18 protein-coding genes are annotated in these 24,838 nt (G+C 63.6%); 1 reads left to right on the top strand and 17 read right to left on the bottom strand.

What is annotated here, in order from left to right; translation table 11 throughout:
• Window positions 1-12: 12 nt before the first annotated feature.
• The gene (locus KVO92_RS04760) at window positions 13-2,367 is read left to right on the top strand and encodes an efflux RND transporter permease subunit (protein ID WP_217474492.1); all 2,355 of its coding nucleotides are present in this window, start codon (window positions 13-15) and stop codon (window positions 2,365-2,367) included.
• A gap of 438 nt (window positions 2,368-2,805) precedes the next feature.
• Here the strand turns inward: KVO92_RS04760 and nuoN are convergent, their stop codons facing one another.
• The 17 genes from nuoN to nirB all read right to left on the bottom strand — a co-directional run bounded on the left by nuoN (window position 2,806) and on the right by nirB (window position 24,480).
• Complete coding sequence (gene nuoN, locus KVO92_RS04755) at window positions 2,806-4,272, bottom strand: NADH-quinone oxidoreductase subunit NuoN (protein WP_217474491.1); 1,467 nt, start codon at window positions 4,270-4,272, stop codon at window positions 2,806-2,808.
• Between the two features lie 8 nt (window positions 4,273-4,280).
• A complete protein-coding gene (gene nuoM / locus KVO92_RS04750; protein ID WP_217474490.1) occupies window positions 4,281-5,810 on the bottom strand; it encodes an NADH-quinone oxidoreductase subunit M in 1,530 nt (509 codons plus the stop codon).
• 22 nt (window positions 5,811-5,832) lie between these two features.
• Window positions 5,833-7,677, bottom strand: a complete 1,845-nt coding sequence (gene nuoL, locus KVO92_RS04745; RefSeq protein WP_217474489.1) for an NADH-quinone oxidoreductase subunit L — start codon at window positions 7,675-7,677, stop codon at window positions 5,833-5,835.
• Window positions 7,674-7,982, bottom strand: coding sequence for an NADH-quinone oxidoreductase subunit NuoK (nuoK, locus tag KVO92_RS04740; RefSeq protein ID WP_217474488.1), 309 nt, complete (start codon window positions 7,980-7,982; stop codon window positions 7,674-7,676). The genes nuoL and nuoK overlap by 4 nt, the downstream gene beginning before the upstream one ends.
• A 4-nt stretch (window positions 7,983-7,986) precedes the next feature.
• Window positions 7,987-8,487: an NADH-quinone oxidoreductase subunit J gene (gene nuoJ / locus KVO92_RS04735; protein WP_217474487.1), complete on the bottom strand. Its 501-nt coding sequence runs from the start codon at window positions 8,485-8,487 to the stop codon at window positions 7,987-7,989.
• A 169-nt stretch (window positions 8,488-8,656) separates the two neighbouring features.
• Entirely contained in the window at window positions 8,657-9,205 is a 549-nt protein-coding gene (gene nuoI / locus KVO92_RS04730) for an NADH-quinone oxidoreductase subunit NuoI (protein WP_217474486.1), read from the bottom strand.
• An 11-nt stretch (window positions 9,206-9,216) separates the two neighbouring features.
• A complete protein-coding gene (nuoH, locus tag KVO92_RS04725; RefSeq protein ID WP_217474485.1) occupies window positions 9,217-10,212 on the bottom strand; it encodes an NADH-quinone oxidoreductase subunit NuoH in 996 nt (331 codons plus the stop codon).
• Window positions 10,209-12,914 carry an NADH-quinone oxidoreductase subunit NuoG gene (nuoG, locus tag KVO92_RS04720; protein ID WP_217474484.1) on the bottom strand — a complete coding sequence of 902 codons (2,706 nt, stop codon included), beginning with the start codon at window positions 12,912-12,914 and terminating at the stop codon, window positions 10,209-10,211. Before nuoG ends, nuoH begins: the two co-directional genes overlap by 4 nt.
• 123 nt (window positions 12,915-13,037) lie before the next feature.
• On the bottom strand, window positions 13,038-14,384 hold the full coding sequence (gene nuoF / locus KVO92_RS04715) for an NADH-quinone oxidoreductase subunit NuoF (RefSeq protein WP_336512621.1): 1,347 nt from the start codon (window positions 14,382-14,384) through the stop codon (window positions 13,038-13,040).
• 5 nt (window positions 14,385-14,389) lie between these two features.
• Entirely contained in the window at window positions 14,390-14,884 is a 495-nt protein-coding gene (nuoE, locus tag KVO92_RS04710; RefSeq protein ID WP_217474482.1) for an NADH-quinone oxidoreductase subunit NuoE, read from the bottom strand.
• A gap of 1 nt (window position 14,885) precedes the next feature.
• Entirely contained in the window at window positions 14,886-16,667 is a 1,782-nt protein-coding gene (nuoC, locus tag KVO92_RS04705) for an NADH-quinone oxidoreductase subunit C/D (RefSeq protein ID WP_217474481.1), read from the bottom strand.
• Window positions 16,668-16,729: 62 nt separating this feature from the next.
• Window positions 16,730-17,404: a NuoB/complex I 20 kDa subunit family protein gene (locus KVO92_RS04700; protein ID WP_217474480.1), complete on the bottom strand. Its 675-nt coding sequence runs from the start codon at window positions 17,402-17,404 to the stop codon at window positions 16,730-16,732.
• 10 nt (window positions 17,405-17,414) lie between these two features.
• Entirely contained in the window at window positions 17,415-17,822 is a 408-nt protein-coding gene (locus KVO92_RS04695; protein WP_102846063.1) for an NADH-quinone oxidoreductase subunit A, read from the bottom strand.
• Between the two features lie 256 nt (window positions 17,823-18,078).
• A complete protein-coding gene (gene cobA, locus KVO92_RS04690; RefSeq protein WP_217474479.1) occupies window positions 18,079-18,837 on the bottom strand; it encodes a uroporphyrinogen-III C-methyltransferase in 759 nt (252 codons plus the stop codon).
• 74 nt (window positions 18,838-18,911) lie between these two features.
• Window positions 18,912-21,608, bottom strand: a complete 2,697-nt coding sequence (locus tag KVO92_RS04685) for a nitrate reductase (RefSeq protein ID WP_217474478.1) — start codon at window positions 21,606-21,608, stop codon at window positions 18,912-18,914.
• Between the two features lie 50 nt (window positions 21,609-21,658).
• Window positions 21,659-21,985 (bottom strand): nitrite reductase small subunit NirD, encoded by a 327-nt coding sequence (nirD, locus tag KVO92_RS04680; RefSeq protein WP_217474477.1) that lies wholly within the window; start codon window positions 21,983-21,985, stop codon window positions 21,659-21,661.
• A 44-nt stretch (window positions 21,986-22,029) separates the two neighbouring features.
• Window positions 22,030-24,480 carry a nitrite reductase large subunit NirB gene (gene nirB, locus KVO92_RS04675; protein ID WP_217474476.1) on the bottom strand — a complete coding sequence of 817 codons (2,451 nt, stop codon included), beginning with the start codon at window positions 24,478-24,480 and terminating at the stop codon, window positions 22,030-22,032.
• Window positions 24,481-24,838: the final 358 nt, after the last annotated feature.

Raw genomic sequence — 24,838 nt, 5'->3', positions numbered from 1 at the left:
GCCGGAGCCAACATGACCAAGCATCAGCAGAAGCCGGCGTCCTTTCTAGAGCGCCTGATCTTCAACAATCGTCCGGCGGTCATCCTGATCTGCCTGTTGATCAGCATCTTTCTGTTCTACCAGGCTGCGCAGGTTCGTCCTTCGACCAGCTTCGAAAAGATGATCCCGCTGGGCCATCCCTATATTCAGAACATGCTCCAACACCGGGATGATCTGGCCAACCTGGGCAATACGGTGCGCATTTCCGTGGCGGCCAAGGATGGCGACATCTTCTCGAAGGAGTACATGGAAACGCTGCGTCAGATCCACGACGAAGTGTTCTATATCCAGGGCGTCGACCGCTCCAACATGAAATCGCTGTGGAGCCCCAGCGTGCGCTGGACCGAGGTCACCGAGCAGGGCTTCGCCGGTGGTGAGGTCATTCCGCAGACCTATGACGGCTCCCCGGAAAGTCTCGAGGACCTGCGCGGCAACATTCTCAAGTCGGGGCAGATCGGACGGTTGGTGGCAAACGACTTCAAGTCCAGCATCATCGACGTGCCACTGATGGAGTCCTACTCGGACCCGGATGATCGCAGCAAGCTGATCAAGCTCGACTACCAGAAGTTCTCGCACGAGCTGGAAGAGAAGATTCGCGACAAGTACGAGGCGCAGAACCCGAATGTGGAGATCCACATCATCGGCTTCGCCAAGAAGGTCGGCGACTTGATCGACGGTCTGGTCGGCGTCGCGCTCTTCTTCTTCGTCGCCATCGGTATCACCCTGGCGCTGTTGCTGTGGTTCACCCGCTGCTTCAAGAGCACCATCGCGGTGGTGGTGACCACGCTGATCGCGGTCGCCTGGCAGCTGGGCTTGCTGCATACGCTGGGTTTCGGTCTCGACCCCTATTCGATGCTGGTGCCGTTCCTGGTCTTCGCCATCGGTATTTCCCACGGCGTGCAGAAAATCAACGGCATCGCCATGGCCTCGGGGGAGACCAGTGACCCGCTATCGGCTGCACGCCTGGCGTTCCGTCAGCTGTTCATCCCCGGTATGGTCGCGCTGGCGTCGGACGCGGTGGGCTTCGTCACCCTCCTGCTGATCGACATCGGCGTCATCCGCGAGCTGGCCATCGGTGCGTCCCTCGGCGTGGCCGTGATCATCCTCACCAACCTGATCCTGCTGCCGGTAGCGATTTCCTACCTGGGAATCAGTCAGCGCGCGGTCAAGCAGGCGCGCGAAGAGGCGGCGCGCAACCATCCGTTCTGGCGTGCCCTGGCCAACTTCGCCAGCCCGACAGTCGCGTCGGTCTCGATCGTCATCGCGCTGTTGGCGGTCGGTGGCGGGCTCTGGTATGGCCAGAACCTGAAAATCGGCGACCTCGATCAGGGCGCCCCGGAGCTGCATCCGGACTCACGCTACAACCTCGATAACGATTTCGTGATCCGCAACTACTCGACCAGTTCCGACGTGCTGGTGGTGATGGTCAAGACAGCGCCCGAAGGCTGTGCTCATTACGACACGCTGGCAGCGATGGACGAGCTGATGTGGCGGATGGAAAACACCGAGGGCGTGCAGTCGACCGTCTCGATGGTGACCGTCGCGCGGCAGAGCATCAAAGGCATGAACGAGGGCAGCCTGAAATGGGAAACACTGTCGCGTAACCAGTTCGTGCTCAACAGCTCTATCGCCCGTGCCGAAGGCATGTACAACAGCGATTGCTCGCTGGCGCCGGTGCTGGTGTTCCTCAACGACCACAAGGCAGAGACGCTGGAACACGTGGTGGCCGTGGCGCGCGATTTCGCCGAGGAAAACAACCGCGAGGGGCTGGAGTTCGTCCTGGCGGCCGGTAACGCCGGTATCGAGGCGGCCACCAACGAAGTCATCGCCGCGTCCGAAACGACCATGCTGATCGCGGTCTATGCCGCCGTGAGCTTCATGTGCCTGCTGACCTTCCGCTCAGTAGCCGCCACGCTCTGCGTGATCCTGCCGCTGGTGCTGACATCGATCCTCGGCAACGCGCTGATGGCGTTCATGGGAATCGGCGTGAAAGTCGCGACGCTGCCAGTAATCGCCTTGGGTGTGGGTATCGGCGTCGACTACGGTATCTACATCTATAGCCGTCTGGAGTCCTACCTGCGTCAGGGCCTGACGCTGCAGGAAGCCTACTACCAGACCCTGAAGACCACCGGTAAGGCGGTCATCTTCACCGGTATCTGCCTCGCCATCGGCGTGTTTACCTGGGTCTTCTCGGCGATCAAATTCCAGGCGGACATGGGACTGATGCTGACCTTCATGTTCCTCTGGAACATGGTCGGGGCGATCTGGCTGCTGCCGGCACTGGCACGCTTCCTGATCAAGCCGGAGAAGCTGCGGCAAAAGGCGTGATGCTCCCGTAGCGACTAAAACCGCGGCCTCAGGGTCGCGGTTTTTTATGTGGGAAGGAAAGAGGCAGTTGGCGCGGCGTTGCGTACTGGCTGGCACCTGGTAGAGCACAGAAGTGCCTCATGGGGGAGGGGCCTCTGTTGGCGCCGTGGGCCTTTCGAGCGATGCGTCGTCCATCGAATCGATGAGGACAAAAACCTTTGAGCGCGCGGCTATGGCCGTGTCTAGCGAGAGGAGCATCGAATCCGAAACAGCTAAAAGCCGTGCCGTTTCGATGGCGGTGGTCTGGCTGGTCGGTTTGCAGTGGTCGGGCCCATGAGTCGCCATTGTGTCGCGCTGGCAACGCATGGGCGCCTTTCGTTGCTTCACGACCTCACCGGTTGCGCAACTGCAGCCTTGCGCAACCTATTCATCGCCTCAGGCCGTCATCCCATACTCAACCTATACCGCTGCCAGCCCGGCATGCTGTACCAGTTCCAGCAACGGCTGCGGGTAGACGCCGAGGAAGAAGGCCAACACGGCAATTGCCAGCAGCATGACCCCGCCGGCCAGTTGCCCCCAGTTCGACGGGGCATCGTGACGGCGCAGGCCCGGCTCGACCAGATAGAGTGTCACCACGACCCGCAGGTAGTAGAACAGGCCCACAGCGCTGCCGATGATCAGGGCGCCCAGCAGCCACCACAGCTGCGACTCGACGCCGGATGCAATGACGTAGAACTTGCCAACGAAGCCCGCCGTCAGCGGGATGCCGGCGAGCGACAGCATCATCACGGTCAGCACGGCAGTGAGGTAAGGGCGGCGCCAGAACAGCCCGCGGTATTCATACAGCGCGTCCGCATCGCGTCCCTTGTAGGGGCTGGACATCAGGCTGACCACGCCGAATGCACCGAGGGTGGTGAGCAGATAGGTCACCAGATAGACGCCAATGGCTTCGACGGCCAATCCCTTGCTGGCGATGAACGCCACCAGCAAATAGCCGAAGTGGGCGATGGACGAATAACCCAGCAGGCGTTTGATATTGCTCTGGTTCAGCGCCAACAGGTTGCCGATCAGGATCGACGCGATGGCGATCAGGCTTAGCGCATCGTTCAGCCAGCCCCCGCTGGTGGCGGGCGACAGCTGATACAGGCGCAGCAGTACCGCGAACACCGCGACCTTGCTGGCTGTCGCCAGAAAGGCCGCGACCGGTGCCGGCGCGCCCTCGTAGACATCGGGCGTCCAGAGATGGAACGGCGCAAGCGACAGCTTGAAGCCCAGGCCAACCAGCAGCATGCCGATCCCGGCGTGGACCAGAAGCGATGACCCCTGTGCCGCCAGGCTGGCGCCGATACCGGTGAAATCGAGGCTGCCTGACTCGGCATAGAGCAGCGCCATGCCGAACAGCATGAAGGCGCTGCCGGCGCCGGACAGCACCATGTACTTGATCCCGGCTTCCAGCGAGCGCTTGTTGAAGAAGGCGTAGGCCACCAGCCCGTAGACCGGTACCGAGAGCAACTCCAGGCCGATGAAGAGCCCCGCCAGGTGCTGCGTACTGACCAGCACCAATCCGCCGGCGGCGGCCAGCGACATCAGCAGGAACAGCTCCTCGCGGTTGCCCGGAAAGCCGTCCGAATCGGCTTCGCCGAGGTAGGCGTGCGCCAGCGTCACGCAGGCCAGGGTGGCGACCAGTACGAGTGCCGAATAGAAGTAGGCGAAGGCATCCAGCCGCAACATTGGCGTTACGTTCAGTGGGGCCACGTGCAGGGCGGGCAGGATCGACAGCAACGCAAGCGTCAGGCCGGCGGAGGTGACGACGAAGGTGAGGCCGTAGTGGCGCCGCCAGGCAATCGTCAGCATGACCGCAATGGCGGTGGCACCGGTGATCAGCAGAGGTAGCAGGGCGATGATGTATTGCTGAGTCAATTGCATAACAGTTACTACCGGGCCGAAACGGTTGGGGAGAAAGCAGCATCGAGCCACTGCTGCACGCCGCTGATGGTCGCGTGCGAGGTGTCGAATACGCGCTGCGGGAACACACCGAGCAGCACCAGCAGCAACGCCAGCACCAGCACCATGGACACCTCGCGCCCATCCAGGCCCGGTAGCATCCCTTCGCCACGGGACGGGCCGAAATAGGCCCGGTGGATCATCGCCAACGAATAAACCGAAGAGAGCACCAGGCCGAAGGTCGCGATCACCACGACCCAGGGCGACTCGGCAAAGGCGCCGAACAGCACCACGAACTCACCGATGAAGTTGCCGGTACCGGGCAGGCCCAGCGAGGCGGCGGCGAAGAACAGGCTTAGCGGCGGGAGCCACGGCAGGCGCGACCAGAGCCCGCCCATTTCGCGCATGTCGCGGGTATGCAGGCGTTCATAGAGTTGACCGCTGAGAATGAACAGAGCAGCCGCCGAGAGGCCATGGGCGATCATCAGCACCACCGCGCCCTGCAAGGCGAGCTGGCTACCCGAGTAGATCCCGATCAGCACGAAGCCCATGTGCGAGACGCTGGAATAGGCGATCAGCCGCTTGATGTCGGTCTGCCCGAACGACAGCAGGGCGCCGTAGAAGATGCCCAGCAAACCCAGTCCCATGGCGATCGGTGCGAAGTCCATCGATGCTTCAGGAAACAGCGGGAGGGCGAAGCGAATCATGCCGTAGGCGGCCGTCTTCAGCAGGATGCCCGCCAGGTCGACGGAGCCCGCGGTCGGCGCCTGGGCATGGGCGTCGGGTAACCAGGAATGGAACGGTACGATGGGAAACTTCACGGCAAAGGCGATGAAGAAGCCCAGCATCAGCAGGTACTCGAGGCCCGGCGCCAGCTCGGCCTTGAGCAGCAGCTCGTAGTCGAAGGTCAGGGTGCCGGTGTTGTGGTAATTGACCAGGACCAGACCAAGGATCGCCACCAGCATGATCAGGCCGCTGGCCTGGGTGTAGATGAAGAACTTGGTCGCGGCATTGATCCGCGAACGCTTGCCTTCGGCACTGTGACCCCAGAGCGCGATGAGGAAATACATCGGCACCAGCATCATTTCCCAGAAAAAGAAGAACAGGAACAGGTCGAGCGCGAGGAAGACCCCGACCACGCCGCCGAGGATCCACATCAGGTTGAGGTGGAAGAAGCCGACGTGGCGCTGGATCTCTTTCCAGGAACAGAGGACCGAAAGCACGCCGAGCAGTCCGGTCAGTATGACCATCAGCAGCGACAGGCCATCGAGCGCGAGGTGCAGGTTGATGCCGAAGCGCTCGATCCAGACGTGCTTGAATTGCAGGGCCCAATTAGCCTCGGCGCCAGGGGCTGGCGCCAGCTGGTAGTCGCCGGTCGCCCATAGCCAGAGGCCGATGGCGAGCAGCAGGCCCATGGTGAGCAGGGCGATCCAGCGCGGCAGGCTTTTGTCGAACTGTTCGACGAGCCAGCAGAGCAGGCCGCCGATGAAGGGAATCAGGATTAACCAGGGCAGAATCACGGGTTGGAGTCCTTGCGCAGATTCAGAGCAGAACGACGCCGAGCAACAGCACGGCTCCGCCAACGATGGACAGGGCGTACCAGCGCAACTGGCCGGTTTCGCTGCGGCTCAACAGGGCATGGCTGCCACGGGCGGTACGCGGGATCACGCCGATGGTGGCATCGACAGGATCGCGCGCGAGCAGGCGCGTCAGCCACAGATAGGGCTGCACGAAGAGCTTGTCGTAGAGCCAGTCGAAGCCCCAGGCGGCATACCACCAAGCCGTCAGGAAGCGACCGGGTGCGCTCTGCGCCAGGCTGGTGACCAGGCCACGCTTGCCGAGGAACAGCATGGCGGCAAGGAGGATGCCGGCCAGGGCAATGGCGCCCGAAGCGATCTCCAGGCTGTGCTTGGCTTCTCCGCCGGCATGGCCGACGCTTTCTGGCAGGACACCGGCCAGCGGCGGCACAATCAACGCGCCGACGAACGTCGACAACAGGATCAGCACCATCAGCGGCAGGCTGTGGGCGATGCCCCGTCCGGCATGGGCCTCGGTTTTAGCCTCGCCGTGGAAGGCGATGAAGATCAGGCGGAAGGTGTACAGCGAGGTCAGGAAGGCGCCCGCCAGACCGGCGTAGAGCAACCCGCTGTGCCCGCTGGCGAAGGCCTCCCAGAGGATCTCGTCCTTGGAATAGAAACCGGCCGTGATCAGTGGCAACGCCGCCAGGGCCGAGCCGCCAACGATGAAGCTCGCGTAGGCCAGCGGCAGCCTCCGCCACAGACCACCCATCTTGAAAATATTTTGCTCGTGATGGCAGGCATGGATGACCGAGCCGGCGGCGAGGAACAGCAGCGCCTTGAAGAAAGCGTGGGTCATCAGGTGGAAAATCGCCGCATCCCAGGCGCCAACGCCGAGCGCCAGGAACATGTAGCCGATCTGGCTCATCGTCGAATAGGCGAGGATGCGCTTGATGTCGGTCTGCACCAGCGCGGCGAAGCCCGCCAGTAGTAGCGTCACACCGCCGACGATGCCGACTAGTTCGTGCACATCCGGCGCGAGCAGGAACAGTCCGTGGGTACGGGCGATCAGGTAGACACCCGCGGTGACCATGGTCGCCGCGTGGATCAGTGCGGATACCGGTGTCGGGCCGGCCATGGCGTCGGCCAGCCAGGTCTGCAATGGCAGTTGCGCCGATTTGCCCACCGCCCCGCCCAGCAGCGCCAAGGTCGCCAAGGTGATCCAGAGGTCGCCGCTGGCAAATTGCTGCGGCGCGAGCACCAGCAGCTGCTGGATATCCAGCGTCCCGAGCTGAACGAAGAGGATGAACAGACCGAAGGCCATCAGCACGTCACCGACGCGGGTCACGATGAAGGCCTTGAGTGCGGCATTGCCGTTCTTGCGCTCCTTGAAATAGAAGCCGATCAGCAGGTAGGAGCACAGCCCGACGCCTTCCCAGCCGAAGTACAGCAGCAGCAGGTTGTCGCCCAGCACCAGCAGCAACATGCTGAAGATGAACAGGTTGGTGTAGGCGAAAAAGCGCGAATAGCCTTCCTCACCCCGCAGGTACCAGCTGGCGAACAGGTGGATGAGAAAGCCCACCCCGGTGACCACGCCGAGCATCGTCAGCGACAGGCCATCCAGGTGCAGGCCGAAGGCGACGCTGAAGCCCGCGACGTCCAGCCACTGCCAGAGGTGCTGGGTAAAGACGCCACCGGCGGGCGGTGCGGTGTTGAACTGCCAGATACACAGGGCCGCAATCAGCGCGGACAGGCCGACCGAGCCAACACCGATTATCGCGGCGAGCGTTTCGGACATCCGTCCACGAGTAAAGGCCAGCAGGAAGTAGCCAAGCAGCGGAAAAACGAAGGTCAGGAATAGTAGGTTCATCCGCGCATCTCGCTTGCAGCGTCGACATCGAGGGTGTTGAAGCGGCGGTACAGCTGCAGCAGGATCGCCAGGCCGATCGCGGCCTCGGCGGCAGCCAGGGTGATCACCAGGATGAACATGATCTGACCGTCGGGTTGCCCCCAGCGGCTGCCGGCCACGACGAACGCCAGACCGGTGGCGTTCATCATCACCTCCAGGCTCATCAGCATGAACAGGATGTTGCGCCGTACCATCAGGCCAACCAGTCCCAGGCAGAACAGCACGGCGGCAACGGCCAGGCCGTGTTCCATCGGAATCGAATGCATGGCGTTACTCCTTCGCCTCGTGGCGGCCGAGGTGGAAAGCCGCGACCAGCGCCGCCAGCAGCAGCATGGAAGCCAGCTCGACGGCCAACAGGTAAGGTCCGAAGAGGGCGATGCCGACTTCCTTGGGCCCCACGGTGGTGAGCCCGGCCGGCGAGTACTCGGAGGCTGAAAAGAGCGCCCAGAGCAGCTGAGCCAGCAGGATGGCGGCCAACAGCGACGGGCCGAGCCAGACGCGGGGCGCCATCCAGCCGCGTTCCTGGCTGACGGTGTTGCGACCCAGGTTGAGCATCATCACCACGAACACGAAGAGCACCATGATGGCGCCGGCATAGACGATCACTTCGAGTGCGCCAGCAAAGGGCGCGCCGAGGCTGAAGAAGCACATCGACACCGCCAGCAGCGAGGTGATCAGGTAGAGCAGGGCGTGCACCGGATTGCTACCGGTGATGACCCTCAGCGTGGCGACCACCGCCACGCCGGCGGAAAAGTAGAAGGCGAATTCCATCAGAAGCTCCTGGAACGCTGGAAGGCTGCTGGCTGGAGGCTGAACGAAACAGCCGTGCCCAGACCCTGTGGGCGCGGTCTCGACCGCGAGCTTTCAGGACGCGTTTCGCAGTCAGGACCGCTGCCACGGATGCCTAATGCCATTGGCCAGCGCTTTTCATCGAAAGCCGTCATGGCAACAACCCCTTGACGTTGATCGGCTCCGCCTCGTTCTGCGCGGCGCCCTTGGGCTTACCGGCGATGGCCAGACCAGAGACGCGATAGAAGTTGTAATCGGGATACTTGCCGGGGCCGGAAATCAGCAGGTCTTCCTTCTCGTACACCAGGTCCTGACGCTTGTACTCGCCCATCTCGAAATCCGGGGTGAGCTGGATCGCGTTGGTCGGGCAGGCTTCTTCGCACAGGCCGCAGAAGATGCAGCGCGAGAAGTTGATGCGGAAGAATTCCGGGTACCAGCGGCCTTCGTCGGTCTCGGCCTTCTGCAGCGAAATGCAGGCTACCGGGCAAGCGACCGCGCAGAGGTTGCAGGCCACGCAGCGTTCCTCGCCATCGGGGTCGCGCGTCAGCACGATGCGCCCGCGATAGCGCGGCGGCAGGTAGACCTGCTCTTCCGGATATTGCAGGGTGTCGCGCTTGCGAAAGCCGTGGCTGAAGACCATCACCAGGCTGCGTAACTGGGTGTAGGTGCCGTGGAGCACCGCGCCAATGTACTTGAACATGAATTCTCTCCTTACTGGGCCGCGGCCAGCACGAATGCGCCGGTCACCAGCAGGTTGATCAGGGTCAGCGGCAGGCAGAACTTCCAGCCGAACGCCATCACCTGGTCGTAGCGCGGGCGCGGCAGCGAGGCGCGCAGCAGCACGAACAGCATGATGAAGAACCCGGTTTTGATGGCGAACCAGAAGAAGGACAGCCAGGGCAGGGCGTCGAGGAACGGGCCGTGCCAGCCGCCGAAGAACAGGGTGGTCAGCAGCGCCGAGATGGTCACGATGCCGATGTACTCACCGACGAAGAACATGCCCCACTTCATGCCCGCATACTCGACGTGGTAACCGTCGGCCAGCTCCTGCTCGGCTTCCGGCTGGTCGAATGGATGGCGGTGAGTGACCGCGACGCCAGCGATGAAGAAGGTACAGAAACCGAGGAACTGCGGAATGATGAACCACAGGTGCTGCTGCTGATACTCGACGATGTCGCGCATGTTGAACGAGCCGACCTGGGCAACGATGCCCATCAGCGAGAGTCCCAGAAACACCTCGTAGGACACCGTTTGTGCCGAAGCGCGCAGGGCGCCGAGCAGGGCGAACTTGTTGTTGCTTGCCCAACCGGCGAAGAGCACGGCATAAACGGTGAGGCCGGCCATGGCGAAGAAGAACAGGAGCCCGATGTTCAGGTCCGCCACGCCCCAGGTCGGCGTTATCGGCACGATGGCGAAGGCGATCAGCAGCGAACTCATCGCCACCACCGGCGCCAGGGTAAAGATCAGACGGTCGGAAAACGGCGGGTTCCAGTCTTCCTTGAAGAACATCTTCAGCATGTCCGCGGCGAGCTGGAACATGCCGAAAGGCCCGACGCGGTTGGGGCCGTAGCGGTCCTGCCACCAGCCCAGCAGGCGCCGTTCGACGAAGCTGAGCAGCGCACCGCAAACCACCACCGCGAGCATGATCACCAGCGCCTTGACCACGGCGATGATCACGTCGATCACCTCAGGAGTCAGCCAGCTCATCGGGCGCCCTCCAGTTCTGTGGCCAGGTCGCCGGCGCTGAACACAGGCACGCCGGCCAGCCCGACCGGCAGCCCTACGAGGCCGAGGGCCAAGGACTCATCGATACGGACCGGCAGACGCAGTTGCCGATCAGCGACACGCAGACTCACCAGTTCACCGTCGGCCACGCCGACACGGTTGGCTTCGGCGGCGGCCAGGGCGACATAGGCATGCGGGATGCGGGTCTGGATCGGAGCGGCGAGTGACGAGGTCTCCTCGCTACCGAACAGGTGGTGCAGCGGCACGACCTGCCAGCTGCCGAGTGCCGGAGCGAAGGCGTGCGGCGCGGTTGTCCAGGCCAGGTCCTGACGTGCGCCGTCCAGCAAGCGAACGCCTGGGTCGCCGGCGCGCAGGTGGCCACCCACTTCATCCTGGAATTTGTTCCAGGCCTGTGGCGAGTTCCAGCCCGGCGACCAGGCAAACGGAATCTGTTGACGGTCCTCAGCGCTACCCGAATAGCCCTCCATCGAGTAGGCGAACGGCGAGTCCGGGTCTTGCGGCTGACGCGGCTCGTGCACGCTGATGTTGGCGCGCATGGCGGTGCGTCCGCTGTAGCGCAGCGGTTCACGCGCCATTTTCAGGCCCTTGATGCGGAAGGAGGAGAGCGGTGCGGCATGGAGAATGCCGGCCAGCTGGGGATTGCTGGCGGCGCAGGCTGCGGTGACCTGGTCCAGGTTGGTCCAGTCCACGGCCTTGCTCTGAAGCGTGCAGTGCAGTGCATGCATCCAGCGCCAGCCTTCACGCACCAGCACCTTGCTGTCGTAGTAGCTGGGTTCGAAGACCTGGAAGAAGCGCTGCGCGCGGCCCTCCTGGCTGACCAGCGTGCCATCGGCCTCGGCAAAACTGGCGGCCGAGAGCATCAGGTGAGCCTTGGCCGTGGTCGCTGTCTGCTGGTGATCGGCGACGATGATGGCCTTGGCGGCGGCAAGGGCGGCATCGACCTTGGCCTGGCTGGCACGGCGATACAGATCGTTCTCGAGCACGATCACGGCGTCGGCACTGCCTGCAATCAAGGCGTCCAGCGCGGCATCGGCGGACTCGCCGCCGAGCAGCGCGACGCCGAGGCTGTTGGCTTCCGGCACGACGAGGCTGATCGAGGCGTTCTTCTCACGATTCCTCAGTGCCTGGGCGATATTGCCCGCCGCCTCGATCAGGCTTTTCTCGCCCAGCGAGGCGCCGCTGATCAGCAGTGGGCGTTTGGCCGCGAGCAATGCGTCGGCAATCTGCTGCGCCAGTTTTCGACCCTCGGCCTCCAACCCCTCGACCGCTGGCGCGCTCGGGTCAATGGCATGCGCCACGGCGAAACCGAGGCGGGCGAGATCGGCCGGCGCGGCGTGTACGCTCTGCTCGGCAATGTCATCGAGGCGGGTCTCGGCGACACTGGCGATGAATACCGGATGCAGCGCGCCTTGCGCGACGTTCTGTACCGCGGCGATGTGCCAGTCCTGAATCTTCATCGAGGCGGCGATCTCGGTGGCCTTGCCCTTGGCGGCCTGGCGCACGGCCAGAGCCAGGCGCGCGGCGGTCTGGGTCAGGTCTTCGCCGAGGATGAACACCGCATCGTGGCTTTCGATCTCGCGCATCGATGGCACCGGTAACGGGCCCTGTTCCATCAGTTGGCGGATCAGCCGGATGTTGTCCAGTTCAGTGGCGGCCATGCCGCTGTAGAACTGCTCCGCACCGACCAGCTCACGCAGTGCATGGTTGCTCTCCAGGCTGGCGCGCGGCGAGCCGATGCCGATCACGCGCTTGCCTTTCAGCAGCCCGGCAGCCGCGTCGAGCGCGGCGTCGACGCCGAGCTTGTCGGTACCCAGCAGGGGTTGGCGGGGGCGGTCGGAGCGGTTGACGAAGCCATAGCCGAAACGGCCACGATCGCAAAGGAAGTAGTGGTTCACCTCGCCGTTGAAGCGGTTCTCGATACGACGCAGCTCGCCGTAGCGCTCGCCGGGGCTGATGTTGCAGCCGGCCGCGCAGCCATGGCAGATGCTCGGCGCGAACTGCATGTCCCACTTGCGGTTGTAGCGCTCGGAATGGGTCTTGTCGGTGAACACGCCCGTCGGGCAGACCTCGGTGAGGTTGCCGGAGAACTCGCTTTCCAGCACGCCGTCCTCGACGCGTCCGAAATAAAGGTTGTCGTGGGCACCGAATACGCCCAGGTCGGTGCCGCCGGCGTAGTCCTTGTAGTAGCGGGTGCAGCGGTAGCAGGCGATGCAGCGGTTCATCTCGTGGGCGATGAACGGGCCGAGCTCCTGGTTCTGGTGGGTGCGTTTGGAGAAGCGATAACGGCGCTGGTTGTGGCCGGTCATCACCGTCATGTCCTGCAGGTGGCAGTGACCGCCTTCTTCGCACACCGGGCAGTCGTGCGGGTGGTTGATCATCAGCCATTCGACGACGCTGGCACGGAACGCCTTGGCTTCCTCGTCCTTGATGGAGATCCAGCTGTTGTCGGTGGCGGGTGTCATGCACGACATGACCAGCCGGCCGCGGGTATCGTTTTCATCGCTGTACTGCTTTACCGCACACTGGCGGCAGGCACCGACGCTGCCCAGCGCCGGATGCCAGCAGAAGTAGGGGACATCGAGGCCGAGCGACAGACACGCCTGCAACAGGTTGTCCGCCCCATCGACTTCGTAGTCTTTGCCGTCTACGTGGATAGTGGCCATTTCTAGGTCTTCTCATCCCGCTTGCGCGGGTCTGGCTAATAGGATTCTTTCGCTAGCAACTGGAGGCGCTGGGCTGGACGAGCATCGAGTCGCTGTTCGTCCGGCTTCTCGCCTCCAGCGTCTTCAATTCGTTAGCGCCGGCTGCGCGGGCGCGACCGTGGTCTTGGCAACGCCTGCCTCGAACTCATGTCGGAAATACTTGATCGCGGCGCCCAAGGGCTCTACCGCGCCGGGTGCATGCGCGCAGAAGGTCTTGCCCGGGCCGAGGAAATCCACCAGCCGCAGCAGAATGTCGAGATCCTGCGAGGTGCCCTGGCCGCGCTCCAGCGCACGCAGGGTCTTCACGCTCCAGGGCAGGCCGTCACGACAGGGCGTGCACCAGCCGCAGGATTCGCGGGCGAAGAACTCCTCCATGTTGCGCAGCAGCGAAACCATGCTGACGGTGTGGTCGACGGCCAGCGCCAGGCCGGTACCCATGCGGGTGCCGAATTTGGCGACGCCGCCGGCGAACATCTGCGCCTCCAGGTGCTCAGGCAGTAGAAAGCCGGTACCGGCCCCGCCGGGCTGCCAGCACTTGAGCTGGTAGCCGTCTTTCATACCGCCGGCGTAGTCCTCGAGCAGCTCGCGGGCGGTGATGCCGAAGGGCAATTCCCAGATCCCGGGGTTCTTTACCTTGCCGGAGAAGCCCATCAGCTTGCTGCCCATGTCTTCACTGCCGGGGCGAGCCAGGGATTTGTACCAGTCCACCCCATGGCCGATGATCGCCGGCACGTTGCACAGGGTTTCGACGTTGTTGACGCAGGTCGGCTTGCCCCATACACCGACGGCGGCGGGGAAGGGCGGTTTGGCGCGAGGGTTGGCGCGACGGCCTTCCAGCGAGTTGATCAGCGCGGTTTCTTCGCCACAGATGTAGCGGCCGGCGCCGGTGTGCACGAACAGCTCGAAGTCGAAGCCGCTGCCGAGGATGTTCTTGCCCAGCAGGCCGGCGGCCTTGGCTTCCTCAACAGCACGATTGAGGTTGCGCGCTGCATCGACATACTCGCCACGCAGGAAGATGTAACCGCGATAGGCCTTGAGCGCGCGGGCACTGATGATCATGCCTTCGATCAGCAGGTGCGGCAGCTGCTCCATGAGCAGGCGGTCTTTCCAGGTGTTGGGCTCCATCTCGTCCGCGTTGCACAGCAGGTAGCGGATGTTCAGCGATTCGTCCGCCGGCATCAGGCCCCACTTCACCCCGGTGGGGAAGCCGGCGCCGCCGCGGCCCTTGAGTCCGGAATCCTTCACGGTTTGCACGATGTCGGCACCGGCCATGTCGCTCAGCGCTTTTTGCAGCGCGGCGTAGCCGTTGGTCTTACGGTATTCGTCGAGCCATACCGGTTGCCCGTCGTCGCGCAGACGCCAGGTCAGCGGATGGGTTTCTTCGCGACGAGCAATGCGGTTGGCCGGGCCGAACGACGCCAGTTGCTTGATGATGCTCATGGGTAGGCCTCCAGCAGGGCCGCGACACCGCCGGGCTGAACGTCGCCGTAAGTGTCGTCGTCGATCATCAGTGCCGGCGCCTTGTCGCAATTGCCCAGGCAGCACACCGGGATCAGCGTGAAGCGGTTGTCCGCCGTGGTCTGGCCTGGCGCAATGCCGATCGCGTTGCGGATGCTGTCCAGCACGCTTTCATGGCCGCCGATGTAGCAGGTCATGCTGTCGCAGACGCGGATGATGTGGCGACCCACCGGCACACGAAAAATCTGACTATAGAAGGTGGCAACGCCCTCGACGTCGCTGGCCGGGATGCCAAGGATCTCGCCGATGGCGTCGCAGGCGCCGTCCGGCACCCAGCCGCGGGCCTTCTGCACGATCTTCAGCGCTTCGATCGAGGCCGCGCGTGGATCTTCGTAATGGTGCAGCTCGTGCTCGATGGCCGAGCGTTCGGTTTCGCTGAGAACGAAACGGTCTGTCTTGATCAGCGTGCTCATATCAGCGGTCCACGTCGGCCATAACGAAATCGATGCTGCCCAGGTAGGCGATCAGGTCCGGGATCATGCTGCCGCGAATCACCGAGGGGATCTGCTGCAGATGCGGGAAGCTGGGCGTGCGGATGCGCGTGCGGTAGCTCATGGTGCTGCCGTCGCTGGTCAGGTAATAGCTGTTGATGCCCTTGGTAGCCTCGATCATCTGGAAGCTCTCGTTGGCCGGCATCACCGGACCCCAGGACACCTGCAGGAAGTGCGTGATCAGGGTTTCGATGTGCTGCAGCGTGCGCTCTTTCGGCGGCGGCGTGGTCAGCGGGTGGTCGGCCTTGTAGGGACCCTCGGGCATATGCTTGAGACACTGTTCGATGATCTTCAGGCTCTCGCGCATCTCGCCCATCTTGACCATGCAACGGTCATAGGCATCGCCATTGACGGCCAGCGGGACTTCGAAATCGAAATGCTGGTAGCCGGAGTAGGGGCGCGCCTTGCGGATGTCGAAGTCGAGGCCGGTGGCGCGCAGGCCAGCGCCGGTGACACCCCATTCCAGCGCTTGTTTGGTGTTGTAGGACGCGACGCCCTTGGTCCGGCCGATCAGGATGCTGTTCTTCAGCGCCGCCTTTTCGTATTCCTTCAGGCGCTTGGGCATCCAGTCGAGGAACTCACGCACCAGCTTGTCCCAGCCGCGCGGCAGGTCGTGCGCGACGCCCCCGATGCGATACCAGGCCGGGTGCATGCGGAAACCGGTGATGGCCTCGATGATCTTGTAGGCGCGTTGACGGTCGGTGAAGGTGAAGAACACCGGCGTCATCGCACCGACATCCTGGATGTAGGTGCCGAGATAAAGCAGATGGTTCTGGATGCGGAAGAACTCGGCCATCATCACGCGGATGAAGTCGACGCGGTCCGGCACGGTGATCCCGGCGAGTTTCTCCACCGCCAGCACATAGGGCAGGTTGTTCATCACCCCACCGAGGTAGTCGATGCGGTCGGTATAAGGGATGAAACTGTGCCAGCTCTGGCGCTCGGCCATCTTCTCGGCGCCGCGGTGGTGGTAGCCGATCTCTGGCACGCAATCGAGGATTTCCTCGCCGTCGAGCTGCAGGATGATGCGAAAGGCGCCGTGGGCCGAAGGGTGGTTGGGGCCGAGGTTGAGGAACATGTAGTCCTCGTGCTCGCCGTGGCGCTGCATGCCCCAGTCTTCCGGCTTGAAGCGCAGGGCTTCCTGTTCCAGGTCCTGTTTGGCGGCGTTCAGGCTATAGGGGTCGAACTCGGTGGCCCGCGCGGGGTAGTCCTTGCGCAGGGGATGACCTTCCCAGGTCGGCGGCATCAGCATGCGGGTGAGGAACGGATGGCCGTCGAAGGTGACGCCGAACATGTCCCAGACTTCACGCTCGTACCAGTTGGCGTTGGGCCAGATGGAGACGGCAGTGGGCAGGCTGAGGTCGCCTTCCTTGAGCGCCACCTTGATCATCACATCGCTGTTTCGCTCAAGCGACATCAGGTGATAGAACACGCTGAAGTCGGCAGGCGGCAGGCCACGACGGTTGGTGCGCAGGCGCTCGTCGGTGGCGCTCAGGTCGTAGAGCATCACGTAGGGCTTGCTGACCTGGCGCAGGAAACCCAGCACCTCGATGAGTCGCTCGCGTGGCACCCAGAGCACCGGCATGCCGGTCAGGCTGGGTTGCAGCGTGAAGGTTTCGGCGCCGAAGCGCGCGTTCAGCTCGACCACGATGTCCTGGTCGTCAGCCTTGTAAGGCGGGATGTACAGCGCTTTGCCTGCAGTCATGATCTCGGTCGCTTTCGGTCAACGGTTGGGTGTGCGGAAACTTTCCAGGCGGAAAGCCGGGCTCACACGTCGTCGGGGCTGCGCAGGTTGGTGACCTGGATACGCTGTTCGCGTCGCTGTTCCTTCTGCGACGGCATCTCGGCGCGATAGACGCCTTGATCGCCGACGACCCAGGAAAGCGGGCGGCGCTCCTTGCCGATGGATTCCTGCAACAGTTGCAATCCTTGCAGGAACGCCTCGGGGCGGGGCGGGCAGCCGGGTATGTACACGTCCACGGGGAGGAACTTGTCGACCCCCTGAACGACCGAGTAAATGTCGTACATACCACCGGAGTTGGCGCACGAACCCATGGAAATGACCCACTTGGGTTCGAGCATTTGTTCGTAGAGGCGCTGGATGACGGGTGCCATCTTGATGAAGCAGGTACCGGCAATGACCATGAAATCGGCCTGGCGCGGCGAGGCACGGATGACCTCGGCTCCGAAGCGGGCGATGTCATGAGGCGCGGTGAAGGCCGTGGTCATCTCCACATAGCAGCACGACAGGCCAAAGTTGTACGGCCACAGGGAGTTCTTGCGCCCCCAGTTGACCGCGCCACTCAGCACGTCTTCCAGCTTGCCCATGTAGATGTTGCGATGAACCTGGTCCTCTAATGGATCGGTAACAGTCTCCTGCTGGCCGATCGGATAGCGGTCACTGACCGCATCCGGATCGATCCGGGTAAGTTTGTATTGCATGCGAAGAGCCTCATTGTTTTAGCTTCGCCTGTCGCTCGCGACGGCTGGATGGCGCCCAATCGAGCGCACCCACCCGCCAAAGGTAGACAAGACCCGCCAACAGAATTGCTATGAATACGGTAGCTTCAATGAGGCCCGCCCAGCCGCTTTCGCGTACCGAGACAGCCCAGGCAAAGAGGTATAGGGCTTCGACGTCGAAGATCACGAAGAGCATCGCGACCAGATAGAATTTTGCGGAAAAACGCAGCCGTGCATTGCCGGTGGGCAGAATGCCGGACTCGAAGGGTTCGTTCTTGGCGCGCCCCCAGGCCTTGCTGCCGAGCAGGCTGGACGCACCGAGCATGAACGCACACAGCGCGATCACGCCGAGAAGAAATACTGCGAAGCCCCAGTTGTGGGACAGAGTGACATCAGGCATGCCGGACTCCTTAGCGGAACGGCTTTATTGCAGCTGCGGCCAAGCGTCGCAACCTTGTGATGGGTGCACATACTATGCCCATAAAGCGTGCACGTACATGTCTGTGGTGAAACTTATTGAAATATTTTTGTGCGTACGGCCCTCTCCGCCGGAGCCGAGCCCGGAGTCGGGAGAGGCTCTAGACCGCTCCATGCGGCGGTGCCAGGTGTCTGCGCTCGGCTGAGGATCATCGCTTGCCGCCGGTCGCTCAGCCGGTTCAGGCCACGCTGCCGTTGGCTTGCTTCAGCAGATCGCCGGCACGCATGCCCTGAGTGGCCGCTACCTCCCCAATGACCAGGACTGACGGGCTCTTGAGTTGGAAGCGTGCTGCATCGGCGCACAAGGTGGCGAGGTGGGAGCGGCATTCGCGCTGCTGCGGCAGGGAGGCGTTCTCGATCATCGCCACCGGGGTGCTCGCCGGCAGGCCGCCGTCGATCAGGCCGCACTGCACCTGCTGCAAGTTGCTCACGCCCATGTAGACGACCAGTGTCGTGCCCGTCTTCGCCAACGCATGCCACTCGGGGCTGCTGCCGTCGAGCGTATGCGCGGTAACCAGGGTCACGCCGCGGGCGATGCCACGCTGGGTCAGGGAGATTCCGCACCGGGTAGCGCCTGCCAGACCTGCGGTGATGCCATTGACCATTTCAACCTCGATGCCGCGCTCGGCCAGCCACTCGGCTTCCTCGCCGCCGCGGCCGAAGATGCACGGATCGCCGCCTTTCAGGCGTACGACGCATTTTCCCTGACGGGCGTAGCGCAGCATCAGGCGATGGATGAAAGCCTGGGGCGTCGAGCGGCAGCCGCCGCGCTTGCCCACCGGAATCACCCGTGCGGTCGGGCAGTGTTCGAGCACGGCCGGATTGACCAGATCGTCGATCAGGACTACCTGCGCCTCGCTTATGGCACGCACGGCCTTGAGCGTCAGCAGTTCCGGATCACCGGGACCTGCACCAACCAACCAGACTTTTGCGCTCATGTGTTCACCTCTCGTGCTGCTGTGATCCTGTGTCGGTAATGCGTCGTGCATCACCGGTTCTGTTCCCGTTCCGTTCAAGCCACCGCTGGTTGTTTCACCAGCAGCCGCTTGATTTCCGGTACGCAGGAGCCGCAGCTGGTGCCGCAGCCCAGCTCCCTCTTCAAGCCATTGAGGTCCAGCCCTCGGCCGATGCCGGCACAGATCGCCTCCTGGCTGACGTTCAGGCAATTGCACAGCGTCTTGCCGGCCTTGAGTTCGCCGCCGGGTGGCGCACTCAGCGGTGCGAGCATCCAGCGGCGCAGGGCGGCGTCGGCCTTGCCGTCCTGCCAGAGTGCCTTCAGCCAATGCCGCGCCGCGGTCTCGCCAGACAGGCTCAGGGCGACGATGCGGCCGTCTTCGAGTCGCACCCGCTTGCCAACGGCGCGCCGTGGATCGTCGTAGGCCACGATCGGACCGTCGTCGAGCCCGAGCAGTTGATCGAGTCGAGCCAGCTGCGCGGCGCTGGGGGCCTTGGTGCAGGCGGCTCGAATCACCAACGCGGGCCGGTCTCGTCCGGCCAGGCTGAAGCTGGCGTAGGCGAAGCCCTCGAACAGTGGGCGCAGGGCCTCGAAGCGCTGTTGCACCTGGCCCTCCACCAGGGCGAAGAACTGCCAGGGCAGATCGACGGCCTCCACTTCGATTCCGGCGTGCTTGAGTTCAGGCTGTTTCGACAGCGGGTCGAAGGCGGGCAGGGTGAGCGCATTCACGCCCAGTCCCTTGAGAAAACGGTTGCCCCAGTGCATGGGCACGAACGCCTGGCCGACTCGCAGGTTGTCGTCCTTTTGCACCGGCAGCACCAGGCTGCCGCGCCGGCTGCGGACGCTGACCAACTGGCCGTCGAGCAGCCGGCGGCGGCGCATGTCGTCGGCGTTCATGCCAACAACCGCCTCTTCCACATGGCCGAACAACCGCGCCGCAGTGCCGGTGCGGCTCATGCCGTGCCAGTGGTCGCGCAGGCGGCCGGTGTTGAGCGTGAGCGGAAAGCGCGCCTCGCGCTTCTCCTGCGGCGCCTGGTAGTGCTCGGCGAAAAAGCGTGCTCGGCCATTGTCGGTCGGGAACACACCATCGCCGTAGAGCCGCGGCGTGCCCTGCTGGCTGCCGGCAGGGAAAGGCCACTGCTGCGGGCCGAGCTGGTCGATCAGCGCGTGGCTGAGCCCGGACAGATCGAGATCGCGGCCTTGAGTGAGCAGCTTGTATTCCTCGAACAGCGCTGCGGCCGTATCGAACGCGAACAGGCTGGCCTGACCGGGACGCAGCAGGCCCTCCAGCCGGCGGGCGAAATCGCAGGTGATCGACCAATCGGCGCGAGCCTCGCCAGGCGCGGGGACGGCTGCACGGACGTGGCTGACCCGGCGTTCGGAGTTGGTCACCGTGCCTTCCTTCTCGCCCCAGCTGGCGGCGGGCAATAGCAGGTCCGCGTAGCGACAGGTCTCGGTGGTGAAGAAGGCTTCCTGAACCACGACGAAGGGGCAGGCGGCCAATGCTTCGTGAATCTTCTGCTGATCCGGCATGGACTGCGCAGGGTTGGTACAGGCGATCCACAGTGCCTTGATCCGCCCGCTGTGCACCGCGTCGAACAGTTCGATGGCGGAAAGGCCGGTGGTGTCCGGCAGCCTGTCGACCCCCCAATACGCCGCCACTTCGGCACGATGGGCGGGGTTGCCGGCCTCGCGATGGCCGGGTAGCAGGTTGGACAGGCTGCCGGTTTCGCGGCCGCCCATGGCATTGGGCTGGCCGGTGAGGGAGAAGGGCCCGGCGCCGGTGCGGCCGATCTGCCCGGTGGCCAGGTGCAGGTTGATCAAGGCGCTGTTCTTGGCGCTACCGGCGGTGGACTGGTTGACGCCCATGCACCAGAGCGACAGGAAGCTGGGGGCGTCGCCGATCATTCGTGCGCAGCTTTGCAGCTCGTTAACGCTGATGCCGCAGAGGTCCGCGACCATCGACGGGTTGTAGTCACGCGCGAGGTTCTTCAGCTCATCGAAGCCGTCGGTGTGCGCATCGATGAAGTCCCGGTCGATCCAGCCTTCCCACAGCAGCAGGTGCAGGATGCCGTGGAACAGGGCGACATCCGTCCCCGGCAGGATGCCGAGGTGCAGATCGGCCAGCTCGCAGGTGTCGGTGCGGCGCGGATCGACGACGATGACCTTCATGTCCGGCCGCTTCGCCTTGGCTTCTTCCAGGCGGCGGAACAATACCGGGTGGGCGTAGGCCATGTTGCTGCCGACGATCAGCACGCAGTCGCTCTGCTCGATGTCCTCGTAGCTGCAGGGTGGCGTGTCGGCCCCGAGGCTGCGCTTGTAGCCGACCACCGCCGAAGACATGCACAGGCGGGAATTCGAGTCGATGTTGTGGGTGCCGACCAGCGCGCGGGCGAGCTTGTTGAACGCGTAATAGTCCTCGGTCAGCAACTGGCCGGAAATGTAGAAGGCGACGCTGTCCGGGCCGTGCTCGGCAATGGTGTCGGCGAACACCTGGGCGGCGTGATCCAGGGCGCTGTCCCAGTCTGTGCGGGCACGCGCCAGCCCTTTACCCAGGCGCAGTTCGGGATAGAGCGCGCGGGCGTCGAGGTCGCCGGTCAGGTGCAGGGTTGAGCCCTTGCTGCACAGCTTGCCGAAGTTGGCCGGATGGCTCGGATCGCCGGCGACATCGAGGATGCGCTGGCCGTCGTGCTCGATCAGCACGCCGCAGCCCACGCCGCAGTAGCAGCAGGTCGAAGCGGTTGTCTGGCGCATGGCGTCGTCTCCTGGCAAAGGGTTCATGGATGGGCTCGCAGGCTCTGCAGTCAGAAGCACGCGGTTGCGCTATTCAGCGAAAGCAGTACGCGACCGTTCTCGACGCGGGCTTCATGTCTGTGCACGCAGCCGACGTCGGGTGCGACGGCTTCGCCGCTGTCGAGGTTGATCTGCCAGTTGTGCAGCGGGCAGGCGACCTGCTTGCCGAAGACGATGCCCTGCGACAGCGGGCCGCCCTTGTGCGGGCAGCGGTCGTCCAGGGCGAAGACTTGGTCATCGGCGGTGCGGAACACCGCGATGTCGCCCTTGGGCCCGGCGACGATGCGCGCACCGAGTGGGTTGATCTCGTCCAGGGAGCAGATGTCGAACCAGGTCATGGTGGATTCCTCGAATGTCAGGCGGTGGCGGTCGAGCACGGCGCTCAGGCGGGCTCAATCGATTTGAGCTGGATCGTTTCGTATTCCTTTTTCAGCGATCGCTCGGTGATGGCCTTCTTCCAGCCGTCGCCTTCGAAGCTCAGCGAATACATCAGCCGTTGCGCCAGCGCCTTGCGCCGGGCTTCGTCTTCCAGAACGATCTTCTTGATGTAGTCCAGCCCTACGCGCTGCATGTAGTGCACGGTGCGTTCGAGGTAGAAGCCTTCCTCGCGGTAGAGCTGGAGAAAGGCGAAGCTGTACTCGGCGACCTCTGCCGCCGTCTTCAGCTTGACGAAGAACTCCCCGGCCTCGGTCTTGATGCCGCCGTTGCCGCCGATGTACAGCTCCCAGCCGGAATCCACGCCGATGATGCCGACGTCCTTGATGCCGGATTCGGCGCAGTTGCGCGGGCAGGCGGAGACGGCGAGCTTGACCTTGTGCGGCGAGTACATGCCGAACAGCGCCTTTTCCAGCTCGATGCCCAGCTGCGTGGAATTTTGCGTACCGAAGCGGCAGAACTCTTGGCCGACGCAGGTCTTCACGGTGCGGATGGATTTGCCGTAGGCGTGGCCGTCGGGCATGTCCAGATCCTTCCAGACGTTCGGCAAATCGTCTTTCCTGATGCCCAACAGGTCGATGCGCTGGCCGCCGGTGACCTTGACCATCGGCACCTGGTATTTGTCGGCGACATCAGCGATGCGGCGCAGCTCGGCGGCCGTGGTCACGCCTCCCCACATCCGTGGTACCACGGAGTAGGTGCCGTCCTTCTGGATATTGGCGTGGGCGCGCTCGTTGATGAAGCGCGACTGTGGGTCATCCTGGGCCTCGCCCGGCCAGGTGGAGATCAGGTAATAGTTCAGCGCGGGCCGGCAGGTGGCGCAGCCGTTGGGCGTGTGCCAGTCCATGAAGGCCATGGCGTCCGCCACCGTCAGCAGGTGATGGTCGCGGATGGCCTTGCGTACCTGACCGTGGTTGAGGTCGCTGCAGCCACAGATGGCCTTCTCGCTTTTCGGTTTGACGTCCGCGGCGCCGCCCACGGTGTTCATCAGGATCTGCTCGACCAGCCCCGCGCAGGAGCCACAGGAGCTGGCGGCCTTGGTGTGCTTCTTCACGTCGTCGACGGAAAACAGGCCGTGCTCCTGGATCGCCTTGACGATGGTGCCCTTGCAGACACCGTTGCAGCCGCAGACTTCCATGCTGTCGGGCATCGCCATGGCCTTGTTCTGGCCCTGGTGGCCGGTGTCGCCGATCGCGCCTTCTCCGAACATCAGCCGGTCGCGTATCTGGCTGACATCGTGGCCTTCGCGAACCTGGCGGAAGTACCAGCCGCCGTCGGCCGTGTCGCCGTACAGGCAGGCGCCGACCAGGATGTCGTCCTTGATCACCAGCTTCTTGTATACGCCGCTGATGGGGTCGGACAGGGTGATGGTTTCCGTGCCTTCGCCGCCAATGAAGTCGCCAGCGGAAAACAGATCGATGCCCGTGACCTTGAGCTTGGTCGAGGTCACCGAGCCGAGATAGCGGGAGAAGCCGAGCATCGCCAGGTGGTTGGCGCAAACCTTGGCCTGCTCGAACAGCGGGGCGACCAGCCCGTAGGCGGTGCCGCGATGGCTGGCGCATTCGCCGACGGCATAAACCCGCGGGTCATAGGTTTGCAGGGTGTCGTTGACGAGGATCCCGCGGTCGCAGGGAATGCCGGCTTTTTCCGCCAGCTCGCTGTTGGGGCGGATACCCGCGGCCATCACCACCAGATCGGCGTCGATGACCTCGCCATCGGCGAAGCGCACCGCGCGTACGCGGCCCTGGTCGTTGCCGATCAGCTCGGCGGTCTGCTTTTGCATCTTGAAGCTCAGGCCACGGCTTTCGAGCGCCTGTTGCAACAGGCTGCCGGCGGTCTTGTCGAGCTGACGTTCCATCGGCCATTCGCCGATATGCACCACCGTCACGTCCATGCCCCGCAACTTCAGGCCATTGGCCGCTTCCAGGCCCAGCAGGCCGCCACCGATGACCACGGCATGCTTGTGAGTCTTGGCGGCGTTCATCATCGCCTCGGTGTCGGCGATGTCGCGGTAGCCGATTACGCCGTCCAGGTCGTTGCCCGGGATCGGCAGGATGAAGGGATTGGAGCCGGTCGCGATGAGCAGGCGATCGTATTCGGCCTCGCTGCCGTCCTCGGCGATGACGCGGCGCTTGTTGCGGTCGATCTGGACCACCTTGCGGTTGAGCAGCAAACGGATGTTGTGTTCGGCGTACCAATCGAGGTCGTTGAGCACGATCTCCTCGAAGGTCTGCTCACCGGCCAGCACCGGTGAAAGCAGGATGCGGTTGTAGTTGGGGTGGGGCTCGGCACCGAACACGGTGATGTCGTAAAGGTCGGGGGCGAGCTTGAGCAGTTCTTCCAGGGTGCGAACCCCGGCCATGCCGTTTCCGATCATCACCAGTCTGAGTTTTTTCATGCCGTTCTCCGCGCCGGGCCGGCGGCTGATCGCCGTCAGGCCATGCCGTTGAAAGTCCAACAACGAAAAAAGGCGTCCCACTGGTTAACCAGTGAGGACGCCTTTGTCCTTGTCTTCCGTATTCGGAGCCCGGCCCTCCACGTTGAAGGCCAGGCTTGCTGTTGACTCCAGCAATGCAGAGCCTGTGCCAATCCGGTAATGCCCCGATTATCAGGCGTTTGGCCGAGGTATCCGCACCGATCCGGTGGTTTCCTGCACCCATATGAGGCGCACCGCGCAGCGCTGGTGCAGCTGAACCCGTCGAGCAGCGTAATCGGCCGTTGACAGCAGCCGTGTCGCTTTTCTATTGTTTCGCCTC

It is taken from the genome of Stutzerimonas stutzeri (assembly GCF_019090095.1).
Lineage (GTDB): Bacteria > Pseudomonadota > Gammaproteobacteria > Pseudomonadales > Pseudomonadaceae > Stutzerimonas > Stutzerimonas stutzeri_AN.
Note: the sequence above shows the minus strand (reverse complement) of the source record. Positions and strands in the feature narration are given on the sequence as shown.

Excerpts from the sequence above, each read along its gene's own strand:
- nuoG (WP_217474484.1), bottom strand. The coding sequence starts at position 12,914 with ATGGCCACTATCCACGTAGACGGCAAAGACTACGAAGTCGATGGGGCG.
- KVO92_RS04695 (WP_102846063.1), bottom strand. The coding sequence starts at position 17,822 with ATGCCTGATGTCACTCTGTCCCACAACTGGGGCTTCGCAGTATTTCTT.
- nuoN (WP_217474491.1), bottom strand. The coding sequence starts at position 4,272 with ATGCAATTGACTCAGCAATACATCATCGCCCTGCTACCTCTGCTGATC.
- nuoI (WP_217474486.1), bottom strand. The coding sequence starts at position 9,205 with ATGTTCAAGTACATTGGCGCGGTGCTCCACGGCACCTACACCCAGTTA.
- KVO92_RS04685 (WP_217474478.1), bottom strand. The coding sequence starts at position 21,608 with ATGCGCCAGACAACCGCTTCGACCTGCTGCTACTGCGGCGTGGGCTGC.
- nuoH (WP_217474485.1), bottom strand. The coding sequence starts at position 10,212 with ATGAGCTGGCTGACTCCTGAGGTGATCGACGTGATCATCGCCGTGGTC.
- nuoC (WP_217474481.1), bottom strand. The coding sequence starts at position 16,667 with ATGACTGCAGGCAAAGCGCTGTACATCCCGCCTTACAAGGCTGACGAC.
- nirD (WP_217474477.1), bottom strand. The coding sequence starts at position 21,985 with ATGACCTGGTTCGACATCTGCTCCCTGGACGAGATCAACCCACTCGGT.
- nuoL (WP_217474489.1), bottom strand. The coding sequence starts at position 7,677 with ATGAACCTACTATTCCTGACCTTCGTTTTTCCGCTGCTTGGCTACTTC.
- nuoJ (WP_217474487.1), bottom strand. The coding sequence starts at position 8,487 with ATGGAATTCGCCTTCTACTTTTCCGCCGGCGTGGCGGTGGTCGCCACG.
- nuoK (WP_217474488.1), bottom strand. The coding sequence starts at position 7,982 with ATGCATTCGATTCCGATGGAACACGGCCTGGCCGTTGCCGCCGTGCTG.
- nirB (WP_217474476.1), bottom strand. The coding sequence starts at position 24,480 with ATGAAAAAACTCAGACTGGTGATGATCGGAAACGGCATGGCCGGGGTT.
- KVO92_RS04700 (WP_217474480.1), bottom strand. The coding sequence starts at position 17,404 with ATGCAATACAAACTTACCCGGATCGATCCGGATGCGGTCAGTGACCGC.
- KVO92_RS04760 (WP_217474492.1), top strand. The coding sequence starts at position 13 with ATGACCAAGCATCAGCAGAAGCCGGCGTCCTTTCTAGAGCGCCTGATC.
- cobA (WP_217474479.1), bottom strand. The coding sequence starts at position 18,837 with ATGAGCGCAAAAGTCTGGTTGGTTGGTGCAGGTCCCGGTGATCCGGAA.
- nuoE (WP_217474482.1), bottom strand. The coding sequence starts at position 14,884 with ATGAGCACGCTGATCAAGACAGACCGTTTCGTTCTCAGCGAAACCGAA.